16 protein-coding genes and 2 tRNA genes are annotated in these 15,122 nt (G+C 60.8%); 13 read left to right on the forward strand and 5 right to left on the reverse strand.

What is annotated here, in order from left to right; all coding sequences use genetic code 11:
- The first annotated feature begins 148 nt into the window (after positions 1-148).
- On the forward strand, positions 149-370 hold the full coding sequence (locus AC1DLV_RS29745) for a hypothetical protein (protein WP_476803573.1): 222 nt from the start codon (positions 149-151) through the stop codon (positions 368-370).
- Positions 371-447: 77 nt separating this feature from the next.
- Here the strand turns inward: AC1DLV_RS29745 and AC1DLV_RS29750 are convergent, their stop codons facing one another.
- The 3 genes from AC1DLV_RS29750 to AC1DLV_RS29760 form a co-directional block, all read right to left on the reverse strand.
- The gene (locus AC1DLV_RS29750; protein WP_476803572.1) at positions 448-1,212 is read right to left on the reverse strand and encodes an MltR family transcriptional regulator; all 765 of its coding nucleotides are present in this window, start codon (positions 1,210-1,212) and stop codon (positions 448-450) included.
- Positions 1,213-1,225: 13 nt separating this feature from the next.
- A complete protein-coding gene (locus AC1DLV_RS29755) occupies positions 1,226-2,746 on the reverse strand; it encodes a site-specific integrase (RefSeq protein ID WP_476803571.1) in 1,521 nt (506 codons plus the stop codon).
- Positions 2,747-3,034: 288 nt separating this feature from the next.
- Positions 3,035-3,109 (reverse strand) — tRNA-Thr (locus tag AC1DLV_RS29760).
- Positions 3,110-3,267: 158 nt separating this feature from the next.
- On the opposite strand from AC1DLV_RS29760, the gene AC1DLV_RS29765 reads away from it, so the two are divergent.
- From AC1DLV_RS29765 to AC1DLV_RS29820, 12 genes are all read left to right on the forward strand, one after another.
- A complete protein-coding gene (locus tag AC1DLV_RS29765) occupies positions 3,268-3,456 on the forward strand; it encodes a hypothetical protein (protein ID WP_476803570.1) in 189 nt (62 codons plus the stop codon).
- 129 nt (positions 3,457-3,585) lie between these two features.
- Positions 3,586-4,875 (forward strand): UDP-N-acetylglucosamine 1-carboxyvinyltransferase, encoded by a 1,290-nt coding sequence (gene murA, locus AC1DLV_RS29770; RefSeq protein ID WP_476782912.1) that lies wholly within the window; start codon positions 3,586-3,588, stop codon positions 4,873-4,875.
- Positions 4,876-5,019: 144 nt separating this feature from the next.
- Positions 5,020-5,454, forward strand: a complete 435-nt coding sequence (locus AC1DLV_RS29775; protein ID WP_476803569.1) for a DUF2948 family protein — start codon at positions 5,020-5,022, stop codon at positions 5,452-5,454.
- Between the two features lie 9 nt (positions 5,455-5,463).
- Entirely contained in the window at positions 5,464-6,756 is a 1,293-nt protein-coding gene (hisD, locus tag AC1DLV_RS29780; protein WP_476803568.1) for a histidinol dehydrogenase, read from the forward strand.
- Positions 6,757-6,762: 6 nt separating this feature from the next.
- A complete protein-coding gene (locus tag AC1DLV_RS29785; RefSeq protein WP_067965312.1) occupies positions 6,763-7,248 on the forward strand; it encodes a UPF0262 family protein in 486 nt (161 codons plus the stop codon).
- 3 nt (positions 7,249-7,251) lie between these two features.
- On the forward strand, positions 7,252-7,710 hold the full coding sequence (locus tag AC1DLV_RS29790) for an arsenate-mycothiol transferase ArsC (RefSeq protein ID WP_476803567.1): 459 nt from the start codon (positions 7,252-7,254) through the stop codon (positions 7,708-7,710).
- A gap of 89 nt (positions 7,711-7,799) precedes the next feature.
- Positions 7,800-8,018: a translation initiation factor IF-1 gene (gene infA, locus AC1DLV_RS29795; protein WP_006200926.1), complete on the forward strand. Its 219-nt coding sequence runs from the start codon at positions 7,800-7,802 to the stop codon at positions 8,016-8,018.
- A 51-nt stretch (positions 8,019-8,069) separates the two neighbouring features.
- Positions 8,070-8,699 carry a Maf-like protein gene (locus tag AC1DLV_RS29800; RefSeq protein ID WP_476803566.1) on the forward strand — a complete coding sequence of 210 codons (630 nt, stop codon included), beginning with the start codon at positions 8,070-8,072 and terminating at the stop codon, positions 8,697-8,699.
- The gene (gene yacG, locus AC1DLV_RS29805) at positions 8,696-8,914 is read left to right on the forward strand and encodes a DNA gyrase inhibitor YacG (protein ID WP_476803565.1); all 219 of its coding nucleotides are present in this window, start codon (positions 8,696-8,698) and stop codon (positions 8,912-8,914) included. Before AC1DLV_RS29800 ends, yacG begins: the two co-directional genes overlap by 4 nt.
- 164 nt (positions 8,915-9,078) lie before the next feature.
- Positions 9,079-9,154: transfer RNA gene (locus AC1DLV_RS29810), tRNA-Phe, on the forward strand.
- A 309-nt stretch (positions 9,155-9,463) separates the two neighbouring features.
- Positions 9,464-10,171 carry a YoaK family protein gene (locus AC1DLV_RS29815; protein ID WP_476803564.1) on the forward strand — a complete coding sequence of 236 codons (708 nt, stop codon included), beginning with the start codon at positions 9,464-9,466 and terminating at the stop codon, positions 10,169-10,171.
- Positions 10,172-10,815: 644 nt separating this feature from the next.
- Positions 10,816-12,894, forward strand: a complete 2,079-nt coding sequence (locus tag AC1DLV_RS29820; protein ID WP_476803563.1) for a putative bifunctional diguanylate cyclase/phosphodiesterase — start codon at positions 10,816-10,818, stop codon at positions 12,892-12,894.
- Between the two features lie 249 nt (positions 12,895-13,143).
- Here AC1DLV_RS29820 and AC1DLV_RS29825 read toward each other — a convergent pair whose 3' ends face one another.
- The gene (locus tag AC1DLV_RS29825) at positions 13,144-13,887 is read right to left on the reverse strand and encodes a bestrophin-like domain (RefSeq protein WP_476803562.1); all 744 of its coding nucleotides are present in this window, start codon (positions 13,885-13,887) and stop codon (positions 13,144-13,146) included.
- Positions 13,888-14,007: 120 nt separating this feature from the next.
- On the reverse strand, positions 14,008-15,122 hold a 1,115-nt coding region (locus AC1DLV_RS29830), incomplete at its 5' end, for an aminomethyl transferase family protein (RefSeq protein ID WP_476836337.1).

Here is a 15,122-nt window from a genome sequence, read left to right on the forward strand (position 1 = left end):
GCTTTCGCTTCAAGAACAGTTCGGCGCATGAACCCAAAACAACGAAGGAGAAACGCACGAACTTGACCACCACCACCAACACGAACGATACCTAAAGGCGGGTCACTTCTCGGTGGAAACGCCGGGTCAGCTCTCAGTGGAAATCAACATGAGACTATCGACTGCCATTGTTGATGATGCCCACAACACCGCGCAACAGGCAGAGAATTTGCTCCTGGCGTCTCGCCAAATGGTGGCGAAATTGGAAGGAAAACTGGGCGGCGACGGGACTGCAGCTTCCGAGTTCGACACCCTGATTCACGATGCCCAAGCCACAAATATGGCGTTGAAGCGGCAAGCAAAAAGGATGCGGAAGATTTCTAGAGGCTAACCGACGTGGCGTTCAAACCCAGGCGGGATGCCTCTCCCTCTATCCATTCTCGCGTCCCCGGCCTTGCAGTGCCAGTTTCAGTAATCTTTTGGCGGAACATTCCAGGCCTGAAACTCGGCCTGAAGTTTTCGGACCTCCTGCTTGCGTTCAGCAGGAGCATTGATCCCCGCTATGGCGAGAACTCCCTCCCACCTCAAGCGGGTAGCAAGGAGAAACCTCCGCCGCTCACCTGAGGCATCCTTCAACTCTCCTGCCACCTTCGCCAAGTTCTCGCGACATTTTGCGATTTGCTCATCAAACGTGCCAACGACTCCTGGGACTAAATGGTTTCCAAGCACCTTGGCCCGTTGACTATGCCTACCGATTTGATTGGTAGTTGACCGCAACTCCATCAACAACGCACCAAAACAAAGCCGAACCTTCTCCTGAGGAGACTCAGGAAAGGATTCAATCAGGCAGCTAAAGTGAAGAGCCGTGATGTGCGCCGCGATACTTTGGTCACCAAAAGTCAATGGCTCCCAGCTGTGCGCGAACTCATTTCTAATTCTCCTCAGCCGTTCGAGGTCTTCATATTGAAACTTCGTTATTAGGCCGAGGGAGTACGCCATCTTAGAGCGGGCGGAGAAAGTTCCGATTGGTGCGTTGAACCCGTCGAGCAGCCTTTCGGTCGAATCTCCTGGGAGAAGAAATGACTTAATGAGATCACCAAGTGCCTCCTCCGCGAAGGCCGCGAGTGAAAGAACCAGTCCTCGCTCGTCAAGGCCCTGCAATATTCCATTCAAGCGATTGAGGCTGCCGAAAACCTCGTCACGCTCCCCTCTACCCTCCACGGCATCGTTCACTTCAACGCCCCCCTCAACCCGCCCTGCGATTTATCGACAACAAAGGCTTGATCTTCCGCATCTCCACCGCAAGCCCCGGCAACATGACTTCCGTGGAGCCATACTTGGCGTGGACCTTCGCCGTAGCGTGGCCCGCAAGATATTCCGCCGCCTCCGAGTCCACACCGTCACGCCGGCATAGAGCAACAAACAGGTGCCTCAAGCCGTGATTAGGTGAGACGCCTTTGCGGGTGATCCCAACCGACTTGGAGCGCACCCAACGCCCCATGTATGAATATGCAGACGGACGGAAGAGTTGCCCTTTGGGTCGTCCCTCAAGCCACTCCAAGAGCCCCTCCCCGACCAGAGCAGGATGGACCGGGACCACTCGCTCACTATTCGCCGTCTTGAGGGAACGCTTGCCGGCGCTTGTCACGCGGAAGAACCACTCGCCCTCCGCCTGGAAGAAGTCCTCTTGCCTCAGGCCTTCCGCTTCACCGATACGTAGGCCGCCATATAGGCACAGCCAGGGCAGCCACCTCTTACTGGTATCCGCCTCATTGCGAGCTGCTTGCAGGACCGCACGGGCCTCCTCAAGCGTGTACGAGGTGTCGCTCGCGGGCTTCTCGACGTAAGAGGGCAGCTCCACGCGACCGGAGACAACCTCGGCCCCAGCCATGGCCTCGCGGTGCTCTCTTTGACGCTTCCCCCAGTTAATGATGGTCCCCAGACTCACGATCCTGTCTGCGATTGACCGATTGCCGACCTTCCCCGCGCCTAGCATCGCGTCCAGCCACTCCTCCACCTCCGAGACCTTCACCGTCGCGGCATCCTTGGAGCCTCGGGATCGGGCGAAGTCCTCTCCGAGCCGCTTGTACTTCTGGATGGACTTCTCGGGCATGGGCCTTGAGCCCGCCCCCGCCTTCCGCTTTCGAGCCTGCTCATCCACAATCGCACTGAAAGTCACTGGCGGAGGCGACTTGGCCGTTCGAGCGGGAGCCACGAAGGTGGGAGCAACCTCAAGCTCTGGCACCGGACCGTAGTCGTAGTGCTTGCGCCGCTCCAGCCCACCCCGAGCCTTGGCCATAAGGGACGCCATGGCATCCAACACGTCTTGCCGTGTATCCGCCGTGACAGTCAGCTTATGGCCCGCCAACGCATTGTCCGCGTCTTTCCCATGCTTGGCCTCAAAGAGTGCCACCATGTGCGTTGAGAAGGCTGGCAGGGCGGCAGGGTACTTCATTAGGAAACGGAGGATGCGCTGCCGCGCCCTCCCCATTCCCCCCATTGTAGCTTTCCGCAAGTCCGCTTCGAACTTGGTGCGAACATCGGGAGGCATCGCAGCCACAACCCTATCCAACTCGCCACCATCTTGAACCGGCCAGATGAGCTGAGGGACAGCCGGGGCACTGTGTGGATTGTCCTCATGGGCCGCCAGAAAGGCCCGAGCGTGGTCAGCGGCGAGTCCGACAGCCTGCCTGTGTGAAAGCTCCTGAGGTCCTGATTCGAGCAGCGACCGCCATGCGTCCATTTTGGCGTCCCACGCGATCAGCATGGAGCGGTACTCCGCGCCCGCCTTGTCGCGGTCGTGGTGGCCAGTGCTTCGCGTGAACTCTTGGCTTGCCCTTAGGTCAACGACTCCAAGGGACCGCAGTTTGTCCCTTTCGCACCAAAGACGCTCGGGGATTCGGAAACGCCCCTGCCAGACATCCGAGCCTTTTCGTTTGGAGAGGCCCCGCATCCGCCACCGTCTTCCAGCCATACCCAGAGCACAATCCCATAACAGTCCGACCAATCGGAAGCCATGGAAAACTCTATGCTTTTGACGACGCTTGGGGAAAAATGGTGCTGCCAGAGAGGATTGAACTCTCGACCTCTCCCTTACCAAGGGAGTGCTCTACCACTGAGCTACGGCAGCAACCGTGAACGGGGCGGCTTGTGCCACATGATTCCCGGCAGCGCAAGTTATGAGTTGCACCAAATCGTGTATCATTTTCCACAGGCCCCCTTACGCCACAATACTGGCCATTTCCGTTGCCAAGCCGCTGTGAACGATCGACAAGCGGGGACCACCACATGTCGTCGAAACCAAAAGTGCCCTCAAGCGGTGCCGACAAGCGTCAGGCACGGCTCGCAGCCGAGTTGCGCGCCAACCTGATGAAACGCAAGGCGCAGGCGCGCTCGCGACGTACAGGCGAAGCCGATACGAGGCCGGAAGGCCTTGCCGCGGCTGAGGGAGAGACGGAAAAACCCGAGAAGGCCTGACCGGCAATGGCAGGCGCTTGGCGCACGGACCGGCAAAACCGGGTTTCTTGAACCTGAAAGCGCGATGGTCTAGACGGCGGCAAGAAAATTTCTCGCCAGAACCGGCATCGCCCGGAGAAACGACGGCCAATGGATCGCATCAGAATTGTCGGCGGCAACGAGCTGACCGGAATCATCCCGATCTCGGGCGCGAAGAATGCAGCCCTTCCCCTGATGATCGCCTCGCTGCTCACCGACGATACGCTGACGCTCGAAAACGTGCCGCATCTGGCCGATGTCGAGCAGCTGATCCGCATTTTGGGCAATCATGGCGTCGACTATTCCGTCTCCGGCCGCCGCGAGCGCCAGGGCGAAGGCTATTCGCGCACCATCTCGTTCACCGCCCGCAACATCGTCGACACCACCGCTCCCTATGAGCTGGTTTCCAAGATGCGCGCCAGCTTCTGGGTCATCGGGCCGTTGCTTGCCCGCATGGGCGAAGCCAAGGTGTCGCTACCGGGCGGTTGCGCCATCGGCACACGGCCGGTCGACCTGTTCATCGACGGCCTGCAGGCGCTCGGCGCCAAGATCGAGGTCGAAAACGGCTACATCCTGGCTTCCGCCAAGAACCGCCTCACCGGCAACCGCTACACCTTCCCCAAGATTTCGGTCGGCGCCACCCATGTGCTGATGATGGCAGCAACGCTTGCACGTGGCGAAACAGTGCTCGAAAACGCCGCGCGTGAGCCCGAAGTCGTCAATCTCGCCGAGTGCCTCAACGCGATGGGTGCGAAGATTTCAGGCGCTGGCACCTCGACCATCACCATCGAAGGCGTCGATTCGCTGTCGGGCGCGCGCCACCGCGTCATCCCCGACCGCATCGAAACCGGCACCTATGCCATGGCGGTCGCCATGACCGGCGGCGACGTTCTGCTCGAAGGCGCGCGTGCCGACCTTTTGCAGGGCGCGCTCGACGTGATCTCCCAGACCGGCGCCGAGATCATCGAGACCAATTCGGGCATCCGCGTACTGCGCAACGGTTCGGGCATTTCGCCGGTCGACGTCACCACGGAACCATTCCCAGGCTTCCCAACCGATCTTCAGGCACAGTTCATGGGCCTGATGACCATGTCCAAGGGCAAGTCGAAGATCACCGAGACGATCTTTGAAAACCGCTTCATGCATGTGCAGGAGCTCGCCCGCCTTGGCGCCCACATCACGCTTTCTGGCCAGACGGCGATCGTTGAAGGCGTTTCCAAGCTCAAGGGTGCGCCCGTGATGGCGACCGACCTGCGCGCTTCGGTGTCGCTGGTCATCGCCGGCCTTGCCGCCGAAGGCGAAACGACGGTCAACCGCGTCTACCATCTCGACCGTGGTTTCGAGCGGCTGGAAGAGAAGCTGTCGCGTTGCGGCGCGGTGATCGAGCGCATCAGCGGCTGATGTTAAGGCATTAGGGCAATAAGGCAGTAGGGCAGTCGGTCCTTACTGCCTTACTGCCCTACTCCCTTACTGCCTTCCCTTTAGCAGCAAGACCGCCTAACAAAGCCGGAAGCATCACCTTCCCGCACAGGCAGCCGACCGGACATGAATCAGCTCAAGCTAGTCGCCCTCGACGAAGAAGATCTGGAGATCGTCTCGGCCCATGTGCAGGATGCGGTGATCAAGGTCGGCGACCTCGCTTTCGACGCGCCCGCCAAGCGCTTTGCGATGGCGATGAACCGCTTCGCCTGGGAAACCAAGAAGGGGTTCTTCCGCCCCAGATATGAGCGCCGGCGCTCGATCCTGCATTTCGACCGCGTGCTGTCGGTCAAGATGTTCGGCATTTCGCGCACCAAGACCGACGAGGTGCTGGAGCTTCTGGCCATCGGTTTCGCGCAGGACGAAGGTCCTGCCGGAACAATCGAGCTTTTGTTTTCCGGCGATGCCGCAATCCGGCTCGAGGTCGAGGTGATCGAGGCCCGGCTGACCGATACAGGCGCTGCCTGGCAGGCCTCCTCCCGCCCCATTCACAAGACCTGAGCATTTTCCATGGCCATCACGCTTAGCCAATCCGACGCCGACTTCGAGAAGCGCTTCGCCGCCTTCTTGACCACCAAGCGCGAAGTGTCGCCCGACGTCGACGCCACTGTGCGCGCCATCATCGACGATGTGCGCAGCCGTGGCGATGCGGCCCTGATCGACTACACCAAGAAATTCGACCGCGCCGACCTTACCACGCTCGGCATCGCCGTGACGCGCGCGGACATCGACCAGGCCTATGTCAACGCCGACCCCGAGATTGTAGAGGCGCTGCGCTTTGCCCGTGACCGCATCCGCTCGCATCATGCCCGCCAGATGCCCAAGGACGACCGTTATGTAGACCCGATCGGCGTCGAGCTTGGCTCGCGCTGGACCGCTGTCGAGGCTGTCGGGCTCTATGTTCCCGGCGGCACGGCGAGCTATCCGAGTTCGGTGCTGATGAACGCTGTGCCGGCCCAGGTTGCAGGCGTCGAACGCATCGTCATAGTGGTGCCCGCCACCGGCGGCGTCATCAATCCGCTGGTGCTGGTCGCAGCCGACCTCGCCGGCGTGTCCGAGATCTACCGCGTCGGCGGCGCCCAGGCGATTGCCGCCCTTGCCTATGGCACCGAAACCATCCGCCCCGTCGCCAAGATCGTCGGCCCCGGCAACGCCTATGTGGCGGCTGCCAAGCGCCAGGTGTTCGGCACCGTCGGCATCGACATGATCGCCGGCCCCTCGGAAGTGCTGATCGTGGCTGACAGCGACAACGATCCCGACTGGCTTGCCGCCGACCTGCTGGCGCAGGCCGAACACGACGTGTCGGCGCAGTCTATCCTGATCACCAATCACGCCGCCTTCGGCAAATCGGTGGAAGAAGCGGTCGAACGCCAGATCAAGCTCCTGCCCCGCGCCGAGACGGCAGCGGCCAGCTGGCGCGATTTTGGCGCGGTGATCCTGGTCGAGGATTTCGACAAGGCGATCCCGCTGATCGACCGAATCGCTGCCGAACATCTCGAACTCGCCGTCGCCGAGCCGGAAGCGCTGCTGGCGCGCGTCCGCAACGCGGGCTCGATCTTCGTCGGCAAGCATACGCCCGAAGTCATCGGTGACTATGTCGGCGGTCCGAACCATGTGCTGCCCACGGCACGCTCGGCGCGCTTTTCCTCGGGGCTGACTGTGCTCGATTTCGTCAAGCGCAGCTCCATCCTGAAGCTCGGCCCCGAACAGTTGCGGGCGCTGGCGCCTGCGGCGATCGCATTGGCCAAGGCCGAAGGTCTGGACGCCCATGCGCGCTCAGTCGCCATCAGATTGAACATGTAGGCGGCCATGTCCGACAAAGGCCACGCACGCTCCCGCCTGGTCGACGTCGAACTCGACGAATCGATCGGCCGTTCGACGCCCGACGTCGAGCATGAGCGCGCGGTCGCGATCTTCGACCTGATCGAGGAAAATAGCTTCCATCCGATCAATGACGACGGCCATGGGCCCTACCGGCTCAAGCTGTCGCTGGTCGACGCCAGGCTGGTCTTCGCCATCTCGCGCGAACATGGCGAAGCGGTTGTGACCCACATCCTGTCGCTGACCCCGTTCCGCCGCATCGTGAAGGACTACTTCATGATCTGCGAAAGCTACTATGAAGCGATCCGCTCTTCGACGCCCAGCCAGATCGAGGCGATCGACATGGGCAGGCGCGGCCTGCACAATGAGGGATCGCAAACGCTGCTCGACCGCCTTTCCGGCAAGATCGAGATCGACTTCGACACAGCCCGTCGCCTCTTCACGCTGATCTGCGTGCTTCACTGGCGCGGATGACATATGGCGGCAAACAGCACCTCCCCGCGCTCTATCTTGTTCATGTGTCGAATGAATTCGGTCCGCTCGCCGATGGCCGAAGCGATTGCCCGCCATCATTTGCCGCCTTCGATCTTCGTCGCTTCAGCCGGCGTGCGCGCTGGCGACCGCGACCCTTTCGTCGATGCCGTTCTTGCCGAAGAAGGCATGGGGTTCAAAGAACACCAGCCACGCACCCTCGATGATCTCGAAGACGACTATTTCGACCTGATCGTCACGCTGGCGCCCGAAGCGCATCACGCAGCGCTCGAATTCACCCGTTCGATGGCAATCGACGTCGAATACTGGCCGACACCCGACCCAACGGCGGTAACGGGCACGCGCGACCAGATCATGAACGCCTATCGCGATGTCCGTGAGCGGCTGAAGGTCAGAATGGGCGAAAGATTCGCGCAAAAGGCAGCAGAAAACGACGCCGATTAAGCGTGTTCACAAAGCGCGGATTATCATATAGGTTCCGCGAAAATTCCGGCCAGATCGCCGGGAAAAGCCATCCAAACCAAAGGTACCGAATGCCGAAGGAAGAAGTCCTCGAGTTTCCGGGCGTTGTTACGGAATTGTTGCCGAATGCGATGTTCCGGGTCAAGCTCGAAAACGAACACGAAATCATCGCCCATACCGCCGGTCGCATGCGCAAGAATCGCATCCGCGTTCTCACCGGCGACAAGGTCCTCGTCGAAATGACGCCCTACGACCTGACCAAGGGCCGTATCACCTACCGCTTCAAGTAAGCCGCCACAGCCCAAGGGCAGTCGGCCGGCCTCAGCCTACAGGATCTTGGATTGAGCGATCTGCAAAAGCTTGTGCTTGCCTCGGGTTCGCCGCGCCGCGTCGAATTGTTGCAGCAGGCGGGCATCGAGCCGGACCGGCTGTTTCCAGCCGATGTCGATGAGCGCCCGATGCGGGCCGAGCACCCGCGCTCGCTGGCAAAGCGCCTGTCGGTGACCAAGGCGCAAAAGGCGCATGACGTCCTGTCCAAGGAAGCCGAGCCGGCTTCCGGCTTCATCCTTGCTGCCGATACGGTGGTGGCCGTAGGTCGCCGCATCCTGCCCAAGGCAGAGACTTCGGACGAGGCGCTGCATTGTCTGCAGCTGCTTTCGGGCCGCTCGCACCGTGTCTATACCGGCCTTGCGCTGGTGACGCCCGCCGGCAAGCTGCGCCAGCGGCTCGTCGAAACGCGGGTGCGCTTCAAGCGCCTGTCGAAGCAGGACATGGAAAACTACCTCGCCTCGGGCGAATGGCGCGGCAAGGCTGGCGGCTATGGCATCCAGGGCCTCGCCGGCACCTTCGTGGTCAAGCTCGTCGGCTCCTACACCAATGTGGTCGGCCTGCCGCTCTACGAGACGACCTCGCTGCTCTCAGGCGAAGGTTATCAGGTCCAGCTCAACTGGCAGGCCGGGGCGCGCGTATGACCGACAAGCCCAACGACATCGTCACGCCGCTGCGCGCCAAGCACCCCTGCCCCGAATGCGGCAAGGCCTCAGCACGCGACAGCTACCCGTTTTGCTCGCCGCGCTGCAAGGCAGTCGACCTCAACCGCTGGCTTTCGGGCGCCTATGTCATTCCCGCCCGCGACGACGAGGAAGAAGATTCAACCAGCAGCAGCGAAGCCGGCGAACGAAGCTGAGGTGCTGCCTGAGCTTCCGTAGCGGCCTGTGATTTCTTTCTGGAAAAAGACATCGTAGGCGCTGGACAGGGGCAAATCTCGTGTTATAACCCACCCGCTTTCAGGGGTGCAGCGCACCGCTCGAAGCGTCCGGATCAAGGCTTTTGGCGTGATCCTGGAAGTAGGCCCAGATAGCTCAGTTGGTAGAGCAGCGGATTGAAAATCCGCGTGTCCGTGGTTCGAATCCGCGTCTGGGCACCACCCCTTCCCCAAGTAAAACCAGATACTCCAAGCCTTCGCTTTGGGCCGTAGTTGGGTCATGTTGCAAGTAGGTCCCCTTGATTTCCGAGGGTTTCCAAATGACCACGGCCAATCCACGCGACATGGAGTGGACGGGCGCGAAATGTTCCAGGCCGGCAAAATCACGGCGTGATTCGCCTTGGCGTTCCCTTGCGAAACACCAGCACCTCTGAAACGCCCCCAGGGAGTTGATGGCACCGAGCACCGCAGCGCTCCATCTTGGAACTGCATGGTCGCCTCGCTACAGTTGCCACAGAATGAGGGCTAGGGATGCTGATCCGAGAAGGCGACCAACGATCGCTCGACATCGATGTCAGACTTGCAGCGCTGCTCGCGGGCGTAGCAGGCGCTGTGAACGCTGCCGGCTTCCAGGCGACCGGCTTCTTCTCAGCGAATATGACGGGCAATGTTTCCGCCCTCTCTGATCATGTCGGCTTGGGCAAGCTCAGCCTGGCGGCGTTCTTCGCCTCACTTGTCCTTGCATTCATCGCAGGAGCGTTTGGGTCAGGGCTGCTGATCGAATTTGGCCGTCGCCGAGGCGTACGAGCCATCTACGCCTACAGTATCGCGGTGGAAGCCGCCCTGTTGGTTATGGTGGGAATTTTCGATGTACTGCTGCCAATAGTGAACAGCGGCATCGTCTTGATCATGTGCCTGAGCTTCATCATGGGCATACAGAACGCCGCGTCGTCCCGAATATCGCAGGCGAGAGTGAGAACAACCCATGTCTCGGGAATGGCTACCGACATTGGTCTCGGCTTGGCGGCCTTGGTAGTCAGTCCTCCTGATCGCCCGGCAGCAGTTGCCCGTCTCAAGCTTTATTCCAGTACAATCGTAGCCTTCTTCATGGGCGGCGTCGTTGGCGTAGGCGTCTATGTCCTTATCGGTGGATTCCTCTTTGTCGCAGCCGCTTGCGTGCTGTTTGCAATCGCGGTGCCAGAGGTGCTGCGTGCGAAGAAAATGGGCGTCGTCCATTAGACTGGCGACTATAGCTTTCGCCGTGATCTTGTAGACCGATCGCGTGTGATCCCAACCAAGGCATTGCTCGGATCAGGACCTCCAGACGCTATCGCTTTTGGATGGTACTCGTGACCACCTGGTCCACACCCTGATCCTTGCCGGACGACACCACAATCAACACGCCAAGTCCGATCGCAATGGGCGCAAACAACAGCGCGACGTGCCCCAAACATTGGAGTGGCGCCCATCTCTCGGAAGGCTTTTGTTTTTCATCCATCGGGCGAGTCCTATCGGCTGCGTTCAAGCCGTCGGTAGGCGCATCATTTGGCGCGAATGAGCCCCATCCACCGAGAGTTCGAGACACGGTTAAGGATGGATGAAAGCGAGCGTCCGCCCTGCAAAATCAGTAAAGACTGAGTTCCGGCAATCTGGACAGAGGGTTCCCGAACTGCCAGTGCGGACCGTCGCGCTTTGGCAAGAATAGTTCGACAAATTTACATGCGCCCCTGATTAGTTCCTGCCACAAGAAGGTTGAACGAGCATCTTTTTTGGGATTATCCACCGATCCACGCCGCGAAACTCTTCAAATTTACACGCAATTCATCATTTCAATGCATTTTGCTGTCCCGGGGGAACTTCTTGTAAAGAAGCGGGGGATCGACATGTCGGCGAGCGCTGAGGCCAGCTCGAAACACCAGATGCTTGCGCATGGGCTCATGCGCAATACCAAGGCATCTTATGCGGCAGCGCTGATGCTGATCGCGTCGCTTGCGACCGCCAGTTTCTTCATGCTCAGCTCGGTCATTTCGGCAAACGTCCAGAAGACGGCCCTGATCGAACTTGGCGCCCGCCAGCAATTGCTGTCGCAGAGAATATTGCTGAGCGCGACGGAGGCCTATACGGCCGATGCGCAATGGCTGCGCACCCAGGCACGCCAGAATCTCAAGGCGGCGCTCGACAGTTTCCTCGCCCATGAGCAACTCCTGCGCAACGGATCGCCCGATACGAGGTCGCCGCTTCACCAACTTGAACTTTCCGAAGACGCAGCCAAGCTCTTCAACGAAGCGCCCGGCCAGATCGAGGCGTCGACGCGGATACTCGCGCACACGGTCAACTCATTCCTCAACCTGCTGCCTGTTTCGGTGTCCGCCGAGATGCCGCCTGATGCCACCGCGCACTTCGCCGCCCTCAGGCTCTATGTCGCCGAGAAAGCCCGGCGCGAATATGAGTCGCTGACCAGGTTGTTTTCATCAGAAGCTGCCGAAAAGGGCGCGGCGGTGGAGAAGATCCACCTGACCGTCTTTGTCCTCACCTTGCTGCTGCTGCTGGCCGAGGCCGTGCTGATCTTCAGGCCACTGGTGCGCAAGGTGGTGTCGTGCACCAGCGAACTGCTCAGGGCGCGCGACCAGATGACCTTTGCTGCCAACCATGATGCGCTGACCGGCCTCTACAACAGGGCCTTCCTCAACGACTACATGGACACCGCGCTTGCCGCCGCCAGGCGCAAGGGTGAGAAGATGGCGGTCATCCATCTCGACCTCGACCACTTCAAGTCGGTCAACGATACGCTTGGCCATGCCGCAGGCGATGCTGTGCTGATCGAAACGGCAAAGCGCCTTTTGGCCAACGTTCGCGATTCCGACGTCTGCGTGCGCCTTGGCGGCGATGAGTTCACCGTGATCCTGACCGATGTCGGCTCGGAAGCAGATGCAGAGGAAGTGGCAGCGCGCATCACGGCTGCTCTCAAGCAGCCGCTGGAATTCGCCGGGACGTCGCTGAAGCCCAGCGCAAGTGCCGGCGTGGCGCTATTTCACGACGCCACCAGCACCATCGGCGACCTGATCGTCAACGCTGATCTCGCGCTCTATCGTGCGAAGGCCGAAGGGCGTGGCGGCTATCAGCTGTTTGCGGCCACGCTGCGCGACAAATTCGAGGAGAAGGCAAATCTCGAGCGCGAACTGCGCCAGGCCATCGCCACCCAGGCATTTGCAGTTCATTTCCAGCCGCAGGTCTCACTCCAAAGCGGCAAGGTGATCGGCGTCGAAGCTCTGGTACGCTGGGAGGTCGACGGCAAGAACATTGCTCCCGGCGAATTCCTTCCGACGGCGGAAAAGGCCGGACTGATGCCGGCGATCGGCCGCATCATTTTTGCCAAGGCGATCCACACAGCTGCCGGATGGCATCGGGCCGGCCTCCATTTCGGTCGGCTCTCGCTCAACGTTTCGGCCCAGGAACTGCGGGAAGCAGATTTTGCCAACCATCTGCTCGACCTTCTCAAGAAGGAGGGGCTACCGACGCGCCTTGTCGCGCTGGAGATCGTCGAGTCGGTCATGCTCGACGACGGAAACAGCGGCATCGGGTTGACGTTGAAGCGCCTGCGCAAGGCCGGCATCCGCATGGAGCTGGACGATTTCGGTACCGGCTACGCCTCGCTGTCGCATATCAGCGCCAACGAGGTCGACCGGCTGAAGATCGACCGCCGTTTTGTCCGCGACATCGACAAGAACCCGGCCAATTCCAAGATCGTCAAGGCGATCATCGAACTGGCACGTGGCTTGGGCATTTCGATCGTCGCCGAGGGGGCCGAGACCGAAGTCGAACTGTCGTGGCTGCACGAGCTCGGCTGCCCCGCGGTGCAGGGTTATGGCATCGCCTTCCCGATGCCGGGCAGCCAGGCCGAGGCGTGGCTTGCCACACGCAACGGCGCGCCGCAGCGAGGCTCCAAAAGCAATGTCGCCTGAGCGCAGCCGTTTTTCCGCGGTTGATCCAGGTCAAGGCGCTCCATCCACCTGGGGACCAGCATGGTCGGCATTCCAGGATGGAGAAAAGACATGCCAACCGAGACCATTGTTACCGTAGCCGGCGTGCTCGCCGCGTTTGGTTTCTTCGCCATTGTGCTGGCCTATGCGAGCCTGACGTCCGAGCCTGCGCGCCCCGCGAAGAAGAGATGAGGCTTGGCGGCGCGTCCACCAGAGCGGGGCTTCGCCAAGCTAGATCCGTGCGTCACCCAACGTCACTTGCGCCACGCCGACATAGGGATTGGCGTGCAAGGCAAGGATCCACAGGCTGACGCTCGCGGTCACCGCGAATATGAGGATCGCCTTCCTGCCCGCATGGGGCCGGTCGGCATGGACAGCTCCAATAACGATAGCCGACAGCATCGTCAGGAACAGCACGAGATACCATTTCAGCTGGTTGACCGAGCTTGCGCCGATAGCGAGGCGCGAATTGCGCGCATCCTGCAATTCGTCGAAATCCTGGACCATCTGGCCGATGATCGGGTCTGGAAGACCTGTTTTCGACAACCCGATCAGGGCAAGCCGGATGCCTTGCAAGGCCTGCTCGACGGCCGGCTCAGGCGCCCGGTTGGCGTTCGGCCATTCCGTCGCAACAACTGCGCCCTTGTAGGCTTGGAGGCCGTTCATCAACTCCGTGGACGCAAGGGCCTCCGGCTTCGCCATGCCGGCTAGACGCATCATCGACGAGCGCTCGGCGCTGGCGAATTCATTTGCGCGCGAATTGACCGACCATACGTCCGCCGCCGTAAATCCCAGGGATAGCGCCCAAGCCGTGGTGATCGTGCCGACAAAGGCGGCAACCGGCATGGACAATGGGTCGCGTCGCGCCTGCCGTGCAAAGATCGCGAGAAACGCCGTCCCCAGGAAAAACGTAATGGCGCCCACCACGACGAAGGGAAGCATCATCACGACGGGCGACCAAGAAAATACGTCCACGATGCTACCTTGCCCCCTCGGTATCCCTATTCATCGTGAATAAGCCAATTTCCACTATCCTCAAGCAAAAAGCCCCGCAAATAGCGGGGCTTATGCAGGTATGCCGTCAAGTCATGCTGCTTACGACCTCGGGCGTTCCTTTTTCGGATCGTAGTGGGCGAAGGGCACGATGCGGGCCGGTAGGCGCTTTTGGTGGCCGTCGAGCTTGCCTATCTCGACCTCGGTGCCGACAGCGGCATGCGTCGCGTCAACACGGGCGAGCGCGATGTTCTTGCCCAGCACCGGCGAGCGCATCGACGAGGTGACCACGCCGATCTGGGCGCGGCCGATATGGACGCAGTCACCATGGCCGACGGCGACATTACCGTCGATGTCGAGGCCGACCAGCTTGTGGATCGGGTTGTCCTTGCGCCGGATCAGGGCTTCGCGGCCGATGAAATCGTCGGTCTTGGTCTTGAGCGGCACGGTGAAGCCGATGCCAGCCTCGAACGGGTCGGTCTGGTCGGAGAACTCGTAATTGGCAAAGATTAGCCCAGCCTCGATACGCACCATGTCGAGTGCGGCAAAACCCATCGGCTTGAGGCCATGCGGCTTGCCGGCCTCCCAGACCGCGTCAAAGACCTTTTCGGCATCGCGCGGATGGCACCAGACCTCGTAGCCAAGCTCGCCGGTGTAGCCGGTGCGTGACACCACCACCGGCACGCCTTGGGCATCGCCGATGCGGCCGATGGTGAAGCGGAACCATTCGAGTTCCGACAGTGCCGGCTGGTGCGGCGGGGTCCAGATGATCTCCTTGAGGAGGTCGCGGCTGTTGGGACCTTGCACCGCGATGTTGTGCATCTGGTCGGTCGAGGAGCGCACCAGCACCTTAAGGCCGAGCTTTTCGGCGACCTCGCGCAGCCAGACGCCGGAATAGTCGTCGCCGCAGATCCAGCGGAAATTGTCCTTGCCGAGGCGCAGCAGCGTGCCGTCGTCGATCATGCCGCCATGCTCGTAGCACATGGCGGTGTAAACGACCTGGCCGACACCGAGCTTCTTGACGTCGCGGGTCAGCGTGTATTGCAACAGCGCTTCGGAATCCGGCCCCGTCACCTCGAACTTGCGCAATGCGGAGAGATCCATCACCACAGCCTTTTGGCGGCAGGCCCAATATTCCTCGATCGGACCTTCCTTGGCGAAGTCCTGCGGCAGCCAGAAGCCTTTGTATTCGATGAAGTTGCGGGTGTGCTTGGCAA

It is taken from the genome of Aminobacter sp. 01T433 (assembly GCF_056398585.1).